Source organism: Burkholderia cenocepacia (assembly GCF_900446215.1).
Lineage (GTDB): Bacteria > Pseudomonadota > Gammaproteobacteria > Burkholderiales > Burkholderiaceae > Burkholderia > Burkholderia cenocepacia.
On record NZ_UAQZ01000001.1, the window covers coordinates 863805 to 878950 of the forward strand.

A 15146-nucleotide genomic window follows, 5' to 3' on the forward strand; every position below is an offset into this window, starting at 1 on the left:
CGCGCCTACCCCAACCGTTACTCGAAGGAGTCCGACATGATGCAATCCGCCCTTCCCGGTCAATCAGCCACGCCGGCCCGCGCGGCCGCCGCGCTGCGCGACGCGTTCATCAAACTCAAGACCGAGCGTCAGCTGCGCAACCGCGACGTCGCGCAGGCGCTTGGCGTCAGCGAAGGCGAGGCGCTCGCCGCGTTCGTCGGCGAGCACGTCGTGCGGCTCGACGCGCGCTTTCCGGCGATGTTCGAGGAAATGCCGCGCCTCGGCCGCGTGATGGCGCTGACGCGCAACGACACGGCCGTCCACGAAAAGGACGGCGAGTACGCGCAGATGAGCCACGACGGCCCGGTCGGGCTCGCGCTCGGCGACATCGACCTGCGCATCTTCTATCGTCACTGGGTGTCGGCGTTCGCGGTGCGCGACGAGACCGCGCACGGCCCGCTGAAGAGCCTGCAGTTCTTCGACGCGCAAGGTCATGCGATCCACAAGGTCTACCTGCGCGCGCACAGCGATCACGCCGCATACGACGCGTTCGTCGAACGCTGGCGCGCGCCGTCGCAGGAGCCGGGCCTCGAGGTCGCGCCCGCCGCAGCGAAAACGCCCGAGCGCGCCGACACCGAGATCGACGTCGCGGGCTTTCGCGCCGCGTGGGACGCGATGACCGACACGCACCAGTTCTTCGGCATCACGCAACGCTTCGGCGTGAGCCGCATGCAAGCGCTGCGCCTCGCCGATCCGCGCTACGCATATCCGGTCGAAACCGCGCATGCGTTGCGCCACGTGCTCGAACAGGCCGCGAAAAGCGGCCAGCCGATCATGGTGTTCGTCGGCAACGCGGGGATGATCCAGATCCATACGGGCCCCGTCGCGAACGTGCGCGAGGTCGGCGCGTGGATCAACGTGCTCGATCCGGGCTTCAACCTGCATGTGCGCGAAGACCTGATCGCCGCCGCGTGGGTCGTGAAGAAGCCGACGAGCGACGGCATCGTCACGTCGCTCGAACTGTTCGACCGGCAGGGCGACCACGTCGCGCTGCTGTTCGGCGAGCGCAAGCCCGGCAAGGTCGAGCGCGACGACTGGCGCGCGCTCGTCGCGACGCTGCCGGCGGCCGCACGCGGAGCCGCGCGGTGAACGGGCGGCGGTTCGATCCGCGCCGCCGGTCGCTGCTGGCCGGCGCGGCGGCCGGCGCGCTCGCGGGCGTACTGCCCGGCGGCGTGCTCGCGCAGGGCGTGGTCGCCGCGCCGAAACGCGTGATCGTGATCGGCGGCGCGCTCGCGGAAACCGCATTCGCGCTCGGCGGCGCCGAGACGCCGCGTTACCGGCTCGTCGGCGCCGACACGACGTGCACGTATCCCGACGCCGCGAAGCGCCTGCCGAAGGTCGGCTACCAGCGGGCGCTGTCGGCCGAAGGGCTGCTGTCGCTGCGGCCCGATCTCGTGCTGGCCTCGGCGGAAGCCGGCCCGCCGACGGCGATCGCGCAGGTGAAAGGCGCCGGCGTCACGGTGACGACGTTCGACGAGCGCCACGACGTCGAATCGGTGCGCGCGAAGATCACCGGCGTCGCGCAGGCGCTCGACGTGCGCGACGCCGGCGCCGCGCTGCTGCAGCGTTTCGATCGCGACTGGCAGGCCGCGCGCGACGCGGTCGCCGCACGCGTGCCCGGCGGCGCGCAGCCGCCGCGCGTGCTGTTCGTGCTGAACCATACCGGCACCCAGGCGCTCGTCGCCGGCCAGCGCACGGCCGCCGACGCGATGATCCGCTACGCGGGCGCGCGCAACGCGATGCAGGGCTTCGATCACTACAAGCCGCTGACGACCGAGGCGCTCGCGGCGGCCGCGCCCGACGTCGTGCTGATCTCCGACGAAGGGCTGGCGGCCGTCGGCGGCCACGCCGCGCTGCTCGCGACGCCGGGCTTCGGCGCGACGCCGGCCGGCCGCGCGCGGCGCGTCGTGTCGCTCGACGCGCTGTTCCTGCTCGGCTTCGGCCCACGCCTGCCGCTCGCCGTCACGACCCTGCACCGACGCCTGTCGGATGCGCTCGCCTGAATCCGGATCGACCCGATGCCCGCTCACGCCTCGCCCTTCAACGCGCCATCGTCCGCCTCGCGCGCCGGCGCCGCGCGCCTCGGCACGTCGCGCCGCTTCGCGCCGTTCGTCCTGGCCGCGCTCGCCATTCTCATGGGCGCGATGTCCGTCGTCGCGCTGTGCGTCGGCGCGTACCGCATTCCGCTGGCGGAAGCCTGGGCCGCGCTGAGCGGCGACCCGGCCGCGCAGCAGGCGCGCGCGGTGCTGCTCGACATCCGCGCGCCGCGCGTCGTGCTCGCGCTGCTGGTCGGCGGCGGCTTCGGCGCGACCGGCGCCGCGATGCAGGCGCTGTTCCGCAATCCGCTCGCCGATCCCGGGCTCGTCGGCGTATCGAGCGGCGCCGCGCTCGGCGCGACCACGCTGATCGTGCTCGGCCCCGCGCTCTTCGCCGCCCACGCGAGCGCGGCCGCACTGCCCGTGGCCGCGTTCGCGGGCGGGCTCGCGGTCGCGGCGCTCGTCTACCGGCTGGCCGCGTCGCGCGGCCGGCTCGCGCTGCCGCTGCTGCTGCTCGCCGGCATCGCGATCAATGCGCTGGTCGGCGCGGCGATCGGGCTGCTCACGTTCGTCGCCGACGACGCACAGCTGCGCTCGCTGACCTTCTGGAGCCTCGGCAGCCTCGGCGGCGCGCAATGGCCGACGCTGGCGGCCGTCGCGCCGTGCGTCGCGCTCGGCGGCGTGCTGCTCGTGCGCGAGCGCGACGCGCTGAACGCACTGCAGCTCGGCGAAACCGAAGCGCTGCATCTCGGCGTGCCCGTGCAGCGACTGAAGCGGCGCGTGCTCGTCGCGGTCGCGCTCGCGGTCGGCGCGCTCGTGTCGTGCGCGGGCATCATCGGTTTCATCGGGCTCGTCGCGCCGCATTGCGTGCGCCTCGCGTGCGGCCCCGACCAGCGCATCGTGCTGCCCGGCGCCGCATTGCTCGGCGCGTTGCTGACGCTCGCGGCCGATCTCGCCGCGCGCACGGTCGCCGCGCCCGCCGACATTCCGCTCGGCGTGCTGACCGCGCTGCTCGGCGCGCCGTTCTTCCTCGCGTTGCTGTGGAAGAACCGCGGCGCGCTCGGCGGGTAATTCCTTCTTCACGACGACCATGCTGACTGCCCACCACCTCGACGTCGCCCGCCGGCACGGCACGATCCTGCGCGACCTGTCGCTGTCGATCGAACCCGGCCGCGTGACCGCGCTGCTCGGCCGCAACGGCGCGGGCAAGAGCACGCTGCTGAAAACCTTCGCCGGCGAACTCACCGGCAGCGTCGCGCCGCACGGCGTGCGCGTGACGGGCGACGTCACGCTGAACGGCGAACCGCTCGCACGCATCGACGCGCCGCGGCTCGCGTGCCTGCGCGCGGTGCTGCCGCAGGCCGCGCAGCCGGCGTTCCCGTTCAGCGTCGACGAAATCGTGCTGCTCGGCCGCTATCCGCATGCGCGGCGCAGCGGTGCGACGTCGCACCGCGATCGCGACATCGCATGGCGCGCGCTCGAACGCGCGGGCGCCGACGCGCTCGTCGGCCGCGACGTCACGACGCTGTCGGGCGGCGAACTCGCACGCGTGCAGTTCGCCCGCGTCCTCGCGCAGCTGTGGCCCGATCACGACACGACGGAACCCGGCCCGCGTTACCTGCTGCTCGACGAGCCGACCGCCGCGCTCGATCTCGCGCACCAGCACCGCCTGCTCGATACCGTGCGCGCCGTCGCGCGCGAATGGCAGCTCGGCGTGCTCGCGATCGTCCACGATCCCAACCTCGCCGCGCGGCATGCGGATGCGATCGCGATGCTCGCCGACGGCACGATCGTCGCGCATGGCGCACCGCGCGACGTGATGACGCCTGCTCATATCGCGCAGTGCTACGGCTTCGCGGTGAAGATGGTGGAAACCGGCGACGGGACGCCGCCGGTGATGGTGCCCGCGTAGCGCGGGCACGTCTTTCAGCTGATGCGGCCTGACTGAATGCCGGCGCGCGCGCTCAATGCTCGACGTCCGCCGCGCCGAAGCTCCGCATCTTCCAGCCGAGCCGTACGGCGAGCATCCGCATCGAGAAGCCGGCCGCCAGCGCGACGAGCGTCGCGAACCCCGTGTCGATGCCGAGATGCTGCATCCCGACATACAGCGAACCCGTGACGAACGCGACGCTCGCGTACAGCTCCTCGCGCAGGATCAGCGGCATCTCGTTGCAGAGTAAATCGCGCAGCATCCCGCCGCACACGCCCGTGATCGCGCCGGCCAGCACGACGATGATCGGCGCCGTGCCGGTCGACGCGCCGACGTCGCAGCCGATGATCGTGAACGCCGCGAGGCCGATCGCATCGACGGTGACGAACAGCGTCTTCATCCGCGCGACGTGCCGTGCCGCCCACGACGCGACGGTCGCCGCGACGAGCGTGATCACCAGGTATTCGGGATGCGCGATCCAGCCGAGCGGATAGTGGCCGAGCAGCACGTCGCGCACGGTGCCGCCGCCGAGCGCCGTCACCGCGCCGACGAGCGCGAGGCCGAAGCGGTCCATCCCGCGGCGCATGCCCATCAGCGCCCCCGACATCGCTTCCGCGACGATCGCAATCAGATAGAGCGTATGCATGGCGCGCGTCAGTCGTCGGTCCGGAACAGGTCGAGCACGCGTTCGCGCTCGGCCGCATCGACGGCGGCAGGCATCGGCTCGTCGCGCTTGCCGTTGTCGGCCGGCGCGTCGGGCGCATCGATGGCCGCCGCGCCGCCGCACGCGAAGCGGCTGCGGATATACGCCGGCACGTCGGCCGTGCACGTGCCGCGCGTGTATTCCGCGTAGACGAAATCGCCGTCGACGAGCGCGACGTCCTGGGGCGGCATCGCCGCGACCGGCGTGCGCCCGTCGACGGCCGTCTTCATGTAGTCGAGCCAGACCGGCAGCGCGAGCGTCGCGCCGGTCGCGCGCCCCATTGGGCGCGGCGTGTCGTAGCCGAGCCACGCGACCGCGACGATGCCCGACGAATAGCCGGCGAACCATACGTCCTTCGACCCGTTCGACGTGCCCGTCTTGCCGGCCGCGTCGTCACGCCGCAGCGCGAGCGCGCCGCGCGCGGTGCCGGCCCGCACGACGTCGCGCAGCATGCTGTCCATCACGAACGCATTGCGCGCCGATACGACCCGCTCGCCCGCCGGCACGGTCGCCTCGTACATCGCGCCGCCGTGACGCTGCTTCACCGACAGGATCAGGCGCGGCTCCATCCGCGTCCCGCCATTCGCGAACACGCTGTAGGCGCTCGCGAGTTCGAGCGGCGTCACGGCGCCCGCGCCGAGCGCGAGCGGCAGCGACGCCGGATTGCGCTGCGCGTCGAAGCCGAAATGCACCGCGTGCTGCTGCACGTAGCGCGCGTCGGTGGCCTGCATCAGGCTGACCGCGACCAGGTTCTTCGAGCGCACGAGCCCGCGCCGCACCGGGATGAAGCCTTCGTAGCGATTGCCGAAATTGCGCGGACGCCACGGCCGCGCGCCGGTTTCCGCGTGCGTGAGCGTGCGCTGGGTATCGTCGACGAGCACGCCGGGGAAGTAGCCCTTCTCCAGCGCCGCCGAATAGACGAACGGCTTGAAGCTCGACCCCGGCTGGCGATACGCCTGCAGCGCATGGTCGAACACGTTGCGATTGAAATCCGCGCCGCCGACCAGCGCGAGCATGTCGCCGGTGGCCGCATCGAGCGACACGAGCGCGCCTTCGAGCCCGTTGCGCGTCTCGCGCTTCGCGCGCGCCTGGCGGCTCAGCGTGCGCTCGAGCGCGGCTTCGGCCGCGCGCTGGTCGCGCATCGAGATCGTCGTCGTCACGTCGAGGCCGAGCGTGTACGCGTCGTCGTGAAACCGCTCGACCATCATTCGGCGCGCGCGCTCGGCGACGTACGGCGCCGCGACGATGCCGGGCGGCGGCGTGGTCGCCAGCGCGATCGGCGCGTCGACGGCCGCGCGATACGTCGCATCGTCGAGTTGCCCGAGCGCGTGCATCCGGCCGAGCACGTAGTTGCGCCGCGCGGTCGCGCGCGCGGGATTGACGACCGGGTTGAACGCGGACGGCGCCTTCGGCAGCCCCGCGAGCACGGCCGCCTCGCCCGCGCTCAGCGCATCGAGCGGCTTGCCGAAGTACACGTGCGCGGCGGCCGCGAAGCCGTATGCGCGCTCGCCCAGATAGATCTCGTTCATGTACAGCTCGAGCAGCTTGTCCTTGCTGTATTCGCGTTCGAGCTTGGCCGCCATCAGGATCTCGGCGAGCTTGCGGCTCAGCACCTTGTCGCGCGTCAGGTAGAAGTTGCGCGCGACCTGCATCGTGATCGTGCTGCCGCCCTGGCCCGGCTGGCCCGTCACGACGTTCGCGAACGTCGCGCGCGCAAGACCGCCGACATCGACCGGGCCGTGCTCGTAGAATTTCGCGTCCTCCGCCGCGAGCAGCGCGTGCCGCATCAACGGCGGAATGCGTTCGAGCGGCACGAACTCGCGCCGCTCGACGCCGTATTCGGCCAGCAGGTCGCCGTCGCGCGAAAAGATCCGCAGCGGCAGCGCGGGACGATAGACGGCCAGGTGTTCGACGGACGGCAACTGCGTCCAGATGCGATCGATCGTCCATGCGCCGATGCCCGCGCATGCGAGCGTCAGGCCGAGCACCGCGCCCGCGAGCGTGCGCCAGTCGCGGCGGCGGCGCGGCGGTGCGGATGGCGGCGCGGGCGGCGGCGATGGGTTGGCGGTGGGGTCGGTCATGTCGGGGCTCCTTCTTCAGTGCCGCGACGGCCGGCGCGCGAGGGGCGCCGATCGGTCACGAAAGGCGCGCATTGTCGAAGGGATGGCGCGAAACCGGAACATTCTTTAGCCAAAGTTTGGCTGGCTAAATTTTATTTAGGAAAGTGCGCCGGGGGCTTGCTCGCGGCGCGTATGTGGGTCTGCGGCATGTCGTCGCGGCCGGGCAGGCGCGGCGCATGAGCCGGTTCGCCTGTACCATCGCGTGATGTTCGACCGATACCTCGACCTGTGGGGCCTCGTTCCCGACGGTGGCCCGATCCTGACCGCGAGCGGCGGCCTGTTGCCGGTCGTCTGGCACGCGCGGCCCGCGATGCTGAAAGTCGCGACGTGCGACGAGGAACGCCGCGGCAATGCGCTGATGGCCTGGTGGAACGGGCAAGGCGCCGCGCAGGTGTGGCGGCACGACGGCGACGCGATCCTGCTCGAACGCGCGCAGCCGGCGCCGTCGCTCGCCGCATTGTCGGCAGCCGGCCACGACGACGACACGATGCGCATCGCTTGCGACGTCGTCGCGCGGCTGCACGCGCACCGTGCGCCGCAGTGCCCTGCGGTCGTGCCGCTGCACGACTGGCTCTATGCGCTGCTATCGAGCGATGCCGACAACGATGTGCTGCGCCGCTCCGCGGCGATCGCTCGCCAGTTGCTCGCCGAGCCGTCCGTCGACGAAGTCGTGTTGCACGGCGACATCCATCACGACAACATCCTGCATTTCGGCGATCGCGGCTGGCGCGCGATCGACCCGAAAGGGCTGCGCGGCGAGCGCACGTTCGACTACGCGAATCTGTTCTGCAATCCCGCACACGACATCGCGGTCGATCCCGTGCGTTTCGGGCGGCGCGTCGCGGTCGTGGCCGATGCCGCACAACTCGACCGGCGCCGGCTGCTGCAGTGGATTCTCGCGTGGTCGGGACTGTCGGCCGTGTGGTTGATGGAAGACGAGTTGTCGCCCGATACACGGCTGGAGGTTGCGATGCTTGCGGCGGGTGCGCTCGGGCTGTAGCGATACGCATCGCCGATGAAAGCAGACTCGTTACGAGTTACGGGGGAATGCGGGGAGAATCGGCGCCTTTCGGCCATGAACGGACAATCGACTGCGCTGAGAATATCGCCGACAATTGTCAGCACGGATCGACTTAGAGTTGCCGGCGAGACATATGACACAGATCGCGATCGTATTGCACGGACCTACCAGCGCGGGAAAAAGCAGCTTGGCCAAGGCGCTTCAGAATAGCTCGGAAGCGCCGATGTTCCACATATCGCTCGATGCATTCGTCGAAATGTCGCGTAGGCGTGACATGAGATCGGATGAAGAGTTGAATCAGGCGCTCAGGATACATCACCTCAATCTGCAGTCCACCCTGAAGCGCGTAGCTGCAAGTCATTTCGGGATTGTTCTCGATCTTGTGCTGCGAGATACAACCGCCTTCGAAGAATGTATTTCTGCACTCGCGCCTCGCCGCACGTACGTGATAGGTGTTTGTTGCCCATTGGATGTTCTGGAAGAGCGTGAACGCAGCAGGCCGGACCGTGGAGAAGGAATGGCGCGATCCCAATTCGGGCATCCAGCTTACTCAAGGCCCTACTCGATGCGTCTGGATACGTCGACTTGCAGTCCCGAAGAAGGCGCTCAAAGAATCCGCTCATTCCTCAACGCGCAGGCGGAATGATCGCTTTTGCTATCAGCGAATGGCTCAAGGGGGGCGTTCGCGGACGATCCTCAAAAAGGTGAGCGTAGGTTTGCGCGCGAAGCCTTGTCAGATAAGGTGCAGGTACTGCTGCATCATTGGAGTGACGGGTGCAGGGGCTGCGGTGGGGTGCGTGCTCATGTGACCGGGAAAAGTTGCTTTGGCTGCCCGAGCTTATCAGCGGCCCGCACGGGACTGCTCGAAGTTCGCCGTTCGGCCAGTTGCTGGAGATCACGACCGGCGGCTGCCGGCTACGAACGGCCGTTCGACACAGCTTTTTAGATCGTCGACAATCGGTGCGGATAAGGGCGTAGCCTTTAGCGGTTACCGTCGATCAGATCGTTCAGCAGCGCATCGAACGCGGCCTGTGCGTCTTCAAGTTCCTGCAGGGCAGCATCAAAGGTTTGCAGCGCGAACGGCGAAGGCTCGCCGCTGCCTTGCGGCGGAAATTGCTTCTGCATCGAGGCGAACGTACTCTGCACGCGCAGCGTGGCGGCCACCATGCGCTCCATCGCCTCGGTTTCTTCGGCTCGGGCCTGTTCCGGATTCATTCCTCTCTCCTTGGATGGTTTTCTTGAAGACCAGATCGTACACGCTGTGTCCGTTCTTGCCGCCCTTGGCAGAACGACTCCGTTGAAGGTTCCAACGGCACCCTGCGGGAGAAGCGATTTAATCGGGAATGATTCCGCAGTGGCGCCGAGGCCAAGATACTCGTCGAGCGTGGCTATAAAATCCCGCCGCAGGTCGCAACGATTGGCCGCTTTGGATAAATCTGAAGGGCCGTTCCGGGTCGCCACCCGACATCCAAGGAAACCCGCGCGGAACCCGAAAAAAAACCCGCCGGCTTTGAACTGAACCCACGAAGTTGGACGGTTACCGGCTAGGCCGGATGAGGCTGAGTCCTGTATTGCACAGGACTCAGCCCTTTCAGTTTGAGCTTGATGCGCTCGTGATTGTAGTACCGGATGTAGCGCTTCAAGCCGATGCGTAGCTGTTCAATGCTGCTGAAGTGGTTCAAGTAGAAGAACTCGGATTTCAGCGTGCCGAAGAAGCTTTCCATGGCAGCGTTGTCCAAGCAATTGCCTTTACGCGACATGCTTTGCGCCAACGAGCGTTGCTCGAGCATGAGCCGCCAGCCGGGCATTTGATAATGCCAGCCTTGATCAGAGTGCAACATGGGTCTTTCGTCGGGTTGCAGGCGACGCAAAGCCTTGCGCAACATGTCAGTAACCATCTGGAAGGCTGGCCGAGTATGCGTCTGGTACGCGATGATCTCCCCGTTGTACAGATCCAGCACTGGTGACAGATACAGCTTTTGGCCACCTACGCTGAACTCGGTGATGTCGGTAACCCACTTCTCGTTCGGACGGGCGGCATGGAACTGGCGCTGGAGCAGATGCGGGGCCGTCTTGCACGTGTTGCCCCTATACGCACGGTACTTCTTGACCCGCACGCAGGACTTCAACTGCATCTTGCGCATCAGGCGTGCAACCGTCTTGTGGTTAATCATCTGCCCCAGACGGCGCAGCGCCAGCGTGATGCGTCGATAGCCATAGCGCCCCTTGTGCTGCTCGAACAGTGCTCGAATTTTCGCTTTCACACTCGCATGTCGATCGGGAGCGGCCAGCGCCTTGCACTGGTAATAAAACGTGCTGCGAGCCAGTCCGGCCACCCGGAGCAAGCCAGCCAGCGGGAATTGTTGCCTTAGCTCAAGCACTATTTGCGCTTTTTGCGCGGTACAGCCTGCGCCTGAACCAAGGCCCTCAGCTTTTTTAGATACGCGTTCTCCATGCGCAGGTAGTTCAGTTCCTGAAGCAGGTCCTCGCGGGTACGGGTATCCGTGCCATCGGTAGGGTTCAGAGGCTGAGCAGGCGGTGTTTTTGGCATTGCGGTTGGGCGGCGGCCTTTGGGCCTCGGCGCGAGGGCAGTCAAACCACCATCATCATAGCGGCGAGCCCATTCGAGCACCGCGCTCGGATTGCGAATATTGAACCGCGCCGCCGCTTCCTTGCTCGACACGCCATGCTCGCGCATGTGCTGAACAACTTTGAGCCTGAACGCCACATCGTATGAGTTGTACTTCCTACGCACGCCGTCCTTACCATGAGCCTGGTATGTGGCGTACCACTGGGAAACCGTCGAGTGACTCAAGCCATGCGTTCGCGCCACCGCGCGTATGGCTTCCCCCCCGATGCACCGCTTCACTACCGATAGCTTGAACTGCTCGGTATATCTCGCCATGAAAAAAACCCAAAAGTTGGCGTCCAACTTTTGGGGTTCAGTTCACTTCCACCGGCGGGTTTTCATATCCGACTTGCGCGACGCTTCAGCGCGCCGGGTTCAGCGTCAGGTTCATGTGACGGTTCACATCCTTGTACAGCAGATAACGGAACCGGCCAGGCCCACCCGAATAGCAAGCCTGCGGGCAGAACGCGCGCAGCCACATGAAGTCGCCGGCTTCCACCTCGACCCAGTCCTGATTCAGCCGATAAACAGCCTTGCCTTCCAGCACGTACAGGCCATGCTCCATCACGTGCGTTTCAGCGAACGGAATCACGCCGCCCGGCTCGAACGTCACGATGTTCACGTGCATGTCGTGACGCATGTCGCTCATGTCGACGAAGCGCGTCGTCACCCATGCGCCGTTGGTGCCCGGCATCGGGATCGGTTCGACGTCCTGCTCGTTGGTCACGAACGCTTCCGGCAACGGAATGCCGTCGACCGCCTGATAGTGCTTGCGCACCCAGTGGAAACGCACCGCGGCATCGCTGACGTTGTGCAGCGTCCAGTCCGCGCCCGGCGGGATGAACGCATAGCCGCCCGGCTTCAGCGTGTGCTTCTGGCCCTGCAGCGTCAGCTCGGCTTCGCCTTCGACGACGAACAGCACGGCTTCGGCGTTCTTGTCCTGCTCGGGCTTGTCGCTGCCGCCGCCCGGATTCACTTCGACGATGTACTGCGAGAAGGTTTCCGCGAAACCCGACAGCGGGCGCGCGATCACCCACAGGCGCGTGTGCGTCCAGAACGGCAGCCAGCTCGTGACGATGTCGCGCATCACACCCTTCGGGATCACCGCGTACGCCTCGGTGAACATCGCGCGATCGGTCAGCAGATCCGTCTGCGGCGGGTGGCCGCCATGCGGCGCGTAATACGTTGTCTTAGACATATTGCATCCAGGCAATGGGTTGGTCCGGCCCCGGGCGCAAACGGCATCGGGCGGTCCGCATGCGCGTGGGGCACGCATGCGGGGCGGGACATCGTTGCCGGGGTGGCTTGAAGGCGCATGCGCCTTCGGTCGGTCGGCCAGGCTTCGCGTCGGGTCCGTCCGGTTCATCGGACGCGGCGGGCCGGCGGCCGGGCCGCGGCGCTCGCGATCATGCGGCGAGGCGCGGACAGCGGCACGGTTCGACTCCGTACGCGAGCATCGCCGACGATAGCGAAGTCGATCTCGATCGACCAATTAAATGTTGCGATGACATCCATTCGATTTCCCACTACCCGCCGCCGCCCGCGACGCGCGGTCGGGAGGCGTTGCGGGGCATGCCGACCATCAGGGAAATCCTGACGGTTGCGCGGTGCGCGCGATGCGTCCGTACCCGGCAATACGGCGTACCCATGCGCAATTCAACACGTCCCGTTAAGCGGATCGAGGGCGATCGACAAGCGCGCGACAGCGGATCGCTGCAGCAGGGTCGCGGGATACGCTCACGTCAGGCTGGAACGAGCCGACGCGGCGAACGGAAAGCAGAGGACATTCGGCCCATCCCGTCCGGGCACATTCATGCGCGGGACGCGATGTCGTCGACAAACGAAATGGGGAGACGGCGGGAGGAGGATGGCCGGCCCGTCGATCGGGCCCATGGCAGTGGCTGATTGAAGCCGGAGGCGCATCGCCGGTCTGGCCGGCGAAGCGGCCCGGCAGGCTGCCGGGCTGAGGTTCGCGTCGAAGTCCCGACGCCGTCGGCGCGCCGGTGCGCGGATCGCGCACCGTGCCGCGCCAGCGGCGATCAGTCCCAGTCGCGGTGGTGACGGTGCTTGCGGTGACGGTAGCCGCGGTCGCCGTGATCGCGATCGTACGAGCTGCGCGACATGTTGCCGCCGAGCGCCGCGCCAGCGCCGCCGCCGACCGCCGCGCCCAGCAGGCCGCCCGTGCGGCCGCCCATCGCGTTGCCGGCCGCGGTACCCGCGCCGCCGCCGAGGGCGCCGCCGATGATCGCGCCGGTGCGCTCGCGACGGTTCGACGTCACCGCGCCGCCGGCGCCGCCGCCGATCGCGCCGCCGATGACGGAGCCCGTGCTGCCGCCGACCGCGCCGCCGACCGCTGCGCCGGCAACCCCGCCGAGCGCGCCGCCGAGCGCGTTGTTCAAGTCACCGGCCATTGCCGGCAGTGCAGTCGCGCCGGTCAACGCGGCGACGACGAGAGCGGGGGCGATTTTCTTCCACATTCCCGTATTCTTCCTTGTTCGCAATTCTGGTTATCGAGGTCCGCTCGGTACGACGATCTGAATCGATCGACGTCGGGCCAGGCATTGTGCCGAACCGCGGACCAATTCATTTCAATGAGCTTGCGGCGAAGAATAGCACCGGTCCCGCATCCTTGCCGTGGACATTGTGGTAACAAGTTGTTTACGAATCACAGACATTCAACGGGGCCGTCGAATCCGGCTGAAACCCTTGCCGGCATTGGCTCCCGCATCGGTCCGACCCCATGTTGCGGCACACCGGTCATGCACGCGATCGCACGTTCGAGACACACGTGGCAACACATCTGCACACGCCGGTAACGGGCATCTGGGCGACGGTCGGGGAAAAGATGACGGGGTCAGTACACGCCGGGCAGCAACCGCCACGTCCGCGCGCAATACGCGTCGTATTCGGCGCCGAATTGCGAACGCAGCAATGCCTCCTCCGAACGGATTCGCGCGACGAGCGGCACGAGCGTCAGCACGACCAGCAGCACGCCGACGCTCGAGCGGAACACCAGCGCCCAGCCGAGCGAATTGACGACCAGGCCGAGATAGCTCGGATTGCGGATGCGGCTGTAGATGCCACCGGTCACGAGCGTATGGCCCGGCTGGATCGCGACGAGCCCACTGAAGCGCTTGCCGAGCACGAATACGGGCCATATGCGCAGCACGCCGCCCACGAGGTACAGCCCGACGCCGATCCAGCGCACCGTGTCGCCACCGAAGGTCCAGATGTCGAGGCGGTCGGTCAGCGCCGGCAGGTATGCGAGCAGGAAGCCGCTCACCGCGAACGCCGCGAGCACCCAGCGGTTGTCGCGGTTCTCGCGTTCGCCGCTGCTCAGGTTGCCGTCGGTGAACAGGGCGGCGACGGCCATCGCGAGTGTCGCGATCGCCACGACGGTTGACTGAGGATGCGAGAAGAACGCAGCGAACCCGCCGCTGCCGAGTACGGCGAGCCCGAGATAGACGAGCGTGGCGACGCCCGACAGGACGACGACCTTGGGGGTAACTGTCATGACGGCCTCGCGAGGATGCGCTTTCCTGTGAAGTATAGGAACCGCGCACCCCGGGCGCCGTGCGCCCCCTTCATGCGGCGCGCGAATTCGCGCGCATCGTCCGGCTAACGGCAGCCGACCGGGCCGGTGCGGCCGGGGCCCCGAGCCGGGGCCCGAAGCCGGATCAGCGGATGCGGAAGTTGCCGCCGATGCCGACGCTCACCGGCGGCGCGTAATACGCGGGCGCATAGCCGTAACCGTAGTAGGCCGGCGCGGGCGCGTAGCCGTACGGCGGCGCGACGTAGCAGCCGGACAGGCCGCCGATCAGGGCAAGCGTGATGAGAAGTCTGGACATGGCTCGATTCCCGGCGCGAAAGACGCATGGCACCTCGCGAAGGCCGCGCCGCCGCACCACGCGGCGGCCGGCACGAAGAGGCGATCCGCCCTTCCTGTCGCTCGATGAAACAATGCGCGGAGTCTAGCGCCGCGCCTGGCCGGCCGAGTTTCCCGGGCGGTTACACGTGTTACCTCGTGTGACCGCTGAAACAGGCCCGGTCGGCGCAGCGGCCCGCCAGTGGGCGGCCGCCGCGCCGAGGGCGATCACGCTGTTACACGAAGCGGGCCCGGATGCGCTGCGCGAGCGCTTCGAGCGTCGCCGCGTCGGCGACGTCGCGCGCATGCATCCGCAGCTCGGCGCCCTCCCAGCGCGGAATCACGTGGAAATGGACATGCGGGACCGTCTGCCCGGCTGCCGCGCCGTTGAACTGGCCGATGAACACGCCGTCCGGCTCGAGCGCCGCGCGCACCGCCGCCGCGACGCGCTGCGTCATGCGGATGCCGGCCGCGGCCGCGTCGCCGGACAGCTCGAAGATCTGCGCGGCCGGCTCCTTCGGGATCACGAGCACGTGGCCGTCGGCCTGCGGCATCAGGTCCATGATCGCGAGCGTCGCGTCGTCTTCGGCGACCTTCACGCACGGCAGTTCGCCGCGCAGGATTTTGGCGAACGGGTTGTTGTTGTCGTAGGACATGGCGTTTTCCGATCTCGGTTGGACAATGGGACTGGGAGAGCAATGCCGGACGATTATCGGCCGATGGCCGGCCCGATATCAACTCGCCCCGACGCGCGCCGCCGGCCGGCCCGTCGGCACGCGGCAGCGCGCACGCATGCGGCCGTC

At 67.9% G+C, this 15146-nt stretch carries 15 protein-coding genes; 6 read left to right on the forward strand and 9 right to left on the reverse strand.

Annotated features, from left to right (window positions below):
- The first annotated feature begins 36 nt into the window (after positions 1–36).
- From DTA15_RS04050 to DTA15_RS04065, 4 genes are read left to right on the forward strand one after another with little or no spacing between them, the layout of a single operon-like run.
- The gene (locus DTA15_RS04050; protein ID WP_006491808.1) at positions 37–1128 is read left to right on the forward strand and encodes a hemin-degrading factor; all 1092 of its coding nucleotides are present in this window, start codon (positions 37–39) and stop codon (positions 1126–1128) included.
- Positions 1125–2042 (forward strand): heme/hemin ABC transporter substrate-binding protein, encoded by a 918-nt coding sequence (locus DTA15_RS04055; RefSeq protein WP_012493590.1) that lies wholly within the window; start codon positions 1125–1127, stop codon positions 2040–2042. Before DTA15_RS04050 ends, DTA15_RS04055 begins: the two co-directional genes overlap by 4 nt.
- 15 nt (positions 2043–2057) lie before the next feature.
- Positions 2058–3146 carry a FecCD family ABC transporter permease gene (locus tag DTA15_RS04060; RefSeq protein WP_012493591.1) on the forward strand — a complete coding sequence of 363 codons (1089 nt, stop codon included), beginning with the start codon at positions 2058–2060 and terminating at the stop codon, positions 3144–3146.
- Between the two features lie 19 nt (positions 3147–3165).
- Positions 3166–3987, forward strand: a complete 822-nt coding sequence (locus tag DTA15_RS04065; protein WP_006485871.1) for a heme ABC transporter ATP-binding protein — start codon at positions 3166–3168, stop codon at positions 3985–3987.
- A gap of 52 nt (positions 3988–4039) precedes the next feature.
- Here DTA15_RS04065 and DTA15_RS04070 read toward each other — a convergent pair whose 3' ends face one another.
- Together DTA15_RS04070 and DTA15_RS04075 are read right to left on the reverse strand one after the other, a co-directional pair.
- Positions 4040–4651, reverse strand: coding sequence for a trimeric intracellular cation channel family protein (locus DTA15_RS04070; protein ID WP_006485872.1), 612 nt, complete (start codon positions 4649–4651; stop codon positions 4040–4042).
- 8 nt (positions 4652–4659) lie between these two features.
- On the reverse strand, positions 4660–6789 hold the full coding sequence (locus DTA15_RS04075) for a penicillin-binding protein 1A (protein ID WP_006491648.1): 2130 nt from the start codon (positions 6787–6789) through the stop codon (positions 4660–4662).
- Between the two features lie 244 nt (positions 6790–7033).
- On the opposite strand from DTA15_RS04075, the gene DTA15_RS04080 reads away from it, so the two are divergent.
- The gene (locus tag DTA15_RS04080) at positions 7034–7828 is read left to right on the forward strand and encodes an aminoglycoside phosphotransferase family protein (RefSeq protein ID WP_006487079.1); all 795 of its coding nucleotides are present in this window, start codon (positions 7034–7036) and stop codon (positions 7826–7828) included.
- 154 nt (positions 7829–7982) lie between these two features.
- Positions 7983–8495, forward strand: coding sequence for a chloramphenicol phosphotransferase CPT family protein (locus DTA15_RS04085; protein WP_012493593.1), 513 nt, complete (start codon positions 7983–7985; stop codon positions 8493–8495).
- 335 nt (positions 8496–8830) lie between these two features.
- On the opposite strand, the gene DTA15_RS04090 is transcribed toward DTA15_RS04085, so the two are convergent.
- The 7 genes from DTA15_RS04090 to DTA15_RS04115 all read right to left on the reverse strand — a co-directional run bounded on the left by DTA15_RS04090 (position 8831) and on the right by DTA15_RS04115 (position 14999).
- Entirely contained in the window at positions 8831–9064 is a 234-nt protein-coding gene (locus DTA15_RS04090) for a hypothetical protein (RefSeq protein WP_006487081.1), read from the reverse strand.
- A gap of 329 nt (positions 9065–9393) precedes the next feature.
- Positions 9394–10754 (reverse strand): IS3-like element ISBcen9 family transposase gene (locus tag DTA15_RS04095; RefSeq protein WP_085964362.1). Its coding sequence is split into 2 segments (ribosomal slippage): positions 9394–10289 and positions 10289–10754, totalling 1362 coding nucleotides; the frame shifts between segments, so codons are not numbered across the junction.
- 85 nt (positions 10755–10839) lie between these two features.
- A complete protein-coding gene (locus DTA15_RS04100; protein WP_006487082.1) occupies positions 10840–11676 on the reverse strand; it encodes a bifunctional allantoicase/(S)-ureidoglycine aminohydrolase in 837 nt (278 codons plus the stop codon).
- An 841-nt stretch (positions 11677–12517) separates the two neighbouring features.
- Positions 12518–12955, reverse strand: a complete 438-nt coding sequence (locus DTA15_RS04105) for a hypothetical protein (RefSeq protein ID WP_006496212.1) — start codon at positions 12953–12955, stop codon at positions 12518–12520.
- 377 nt (positions 12956–13332) lie between these two features.
- Positions 13333–13992 (reverse strand): methyltransferase family protein, encoded by a 660-nt coding sequence (locus DTA15_RS04110; protein ID WP_006485759.1) that lies wholly within the window; start codon positions 13990–13992, stop codon positions 13333–13335.
- A gap of 163 nt (positions 13993–14155) precedes the next feature.
- Positions 14156–14326 (reverse strand): hypothetical protein, encoded by a 171-nt coding sequence (locus DTA15_RS38485; RefSeq protein ID WP_006485756.1) that lies wholly within the window; start codon positions 14324–14326, stop codon positions 14156–14158.
- Between the two features lie 253 nt (positions 14327–14579).
- On the reverse strand, positions 14580–14999 hold the full coding sequence (locus DTA15_RS04115) for an HIT family protein (RefSeq protein WP_006485763.1): 420 nt from the start codon (positions 14997–14999) through the stop codon (positions 14580–14582).
- Positions 15000–15146: the final 147 nt, after the last annotated feature.

Excerpts from the sequence above, each read along its gene's own strand:
- DTA15_RS04050 (WP_006491808.1), top strand. The coding sequence starts at position 37 with ATGATGCAATCCGCCCTTCCCGGTCAATCAGCCACGCCGGCCCGCGCG.
- DTA15_RS04060 (WP_012493591.1), top strand. The coding sequence starts at position 2,058 with ATGCCCGCTCACGCCTCGCCCTTCAACGCGCCATCGTCCGCCTCGCGC.
- DTA15_RS04065 (WP_006485871.1), top strand. The coding sequence starts at position 3,166 with ATGCTGACTGCCCACCACCTCGACGTCGCCCGCCGGCACGGCACGATC.
- DTA15_RS04070 (WP_006485872.1), bottom strand. The coding sequence starts at position 4,651 with ATGCATACGCTCTATCTGATTGCGATCGTCGCGGAAGCGATGTCGGGG.
- DTA15_RS04075 (WP_006491648.1), bottom strand. The coding sequence starts at position 6,789 with ATGACCGACCCCACCGCCAACCCATCGCCGCCGCCCGCGCCGCCATCC.
- DTA15_RS04080 (WP_006487079.1), top strand. The coding sequence starts at position 7,034 with ATGTTCGACCGATACCTCGACCTGTGGGGCCTCGTTCCCGACGGTGGC.
- DTA15_RS04085 (WP_012493593.1), top strand. The coding sequence starts at position 7,983 with ATGACACAGATCGCGATCGTATTGCACGGACCTACCAGCGCGGGAAAA.
- DTA15_RS04090 (WP_006487081.1), bottom strand. The coding sequence starts at position 9,064 with ATGAATCCGGAACAGGCCCGAGCCGAAGAAACCGAGGCGATGGAGCGC.
- DTA15_RS04100 (WP_006487082.1), bottom strand. The coding sequence starts at position 11,676 with ATGTCTAAGACAACGTATTACGCGCCGCATGGCGGCCACCCGCCGCAG.
- DTA15_RS04105 (WP_006496212.1), bottom strand. The coding sequence starts at position 12,955 with ATGTGGAAGAAAATCGCCCCCGCTCTCGTCGTCGCCGCGTTGACCGGC.
- DTA15_RS04110 (WP_006485759.1), bottom strand. The coding sequence starts at position 13,992 with ATGACAGTTACCCCCAAGGTCGTCGTCCTGTCGGGCGTCGCCACGCTC.
- DTA15_RS38485 (WP_006485756.1), bottom strand. The coding sequence starts at position 14,326 with ATGTCCAGACTTCTCATCACGCTTGCCCTGATCGGCGGCCTGTCCGGC.
- DTA15_RS04115 (WP_006485763.1), bottom strand. The coding sequence starts at position 14,999 with ATGTCCTACGACAACAACAACCCGTTCGCCAAAATCCTGCGCGGCGAA.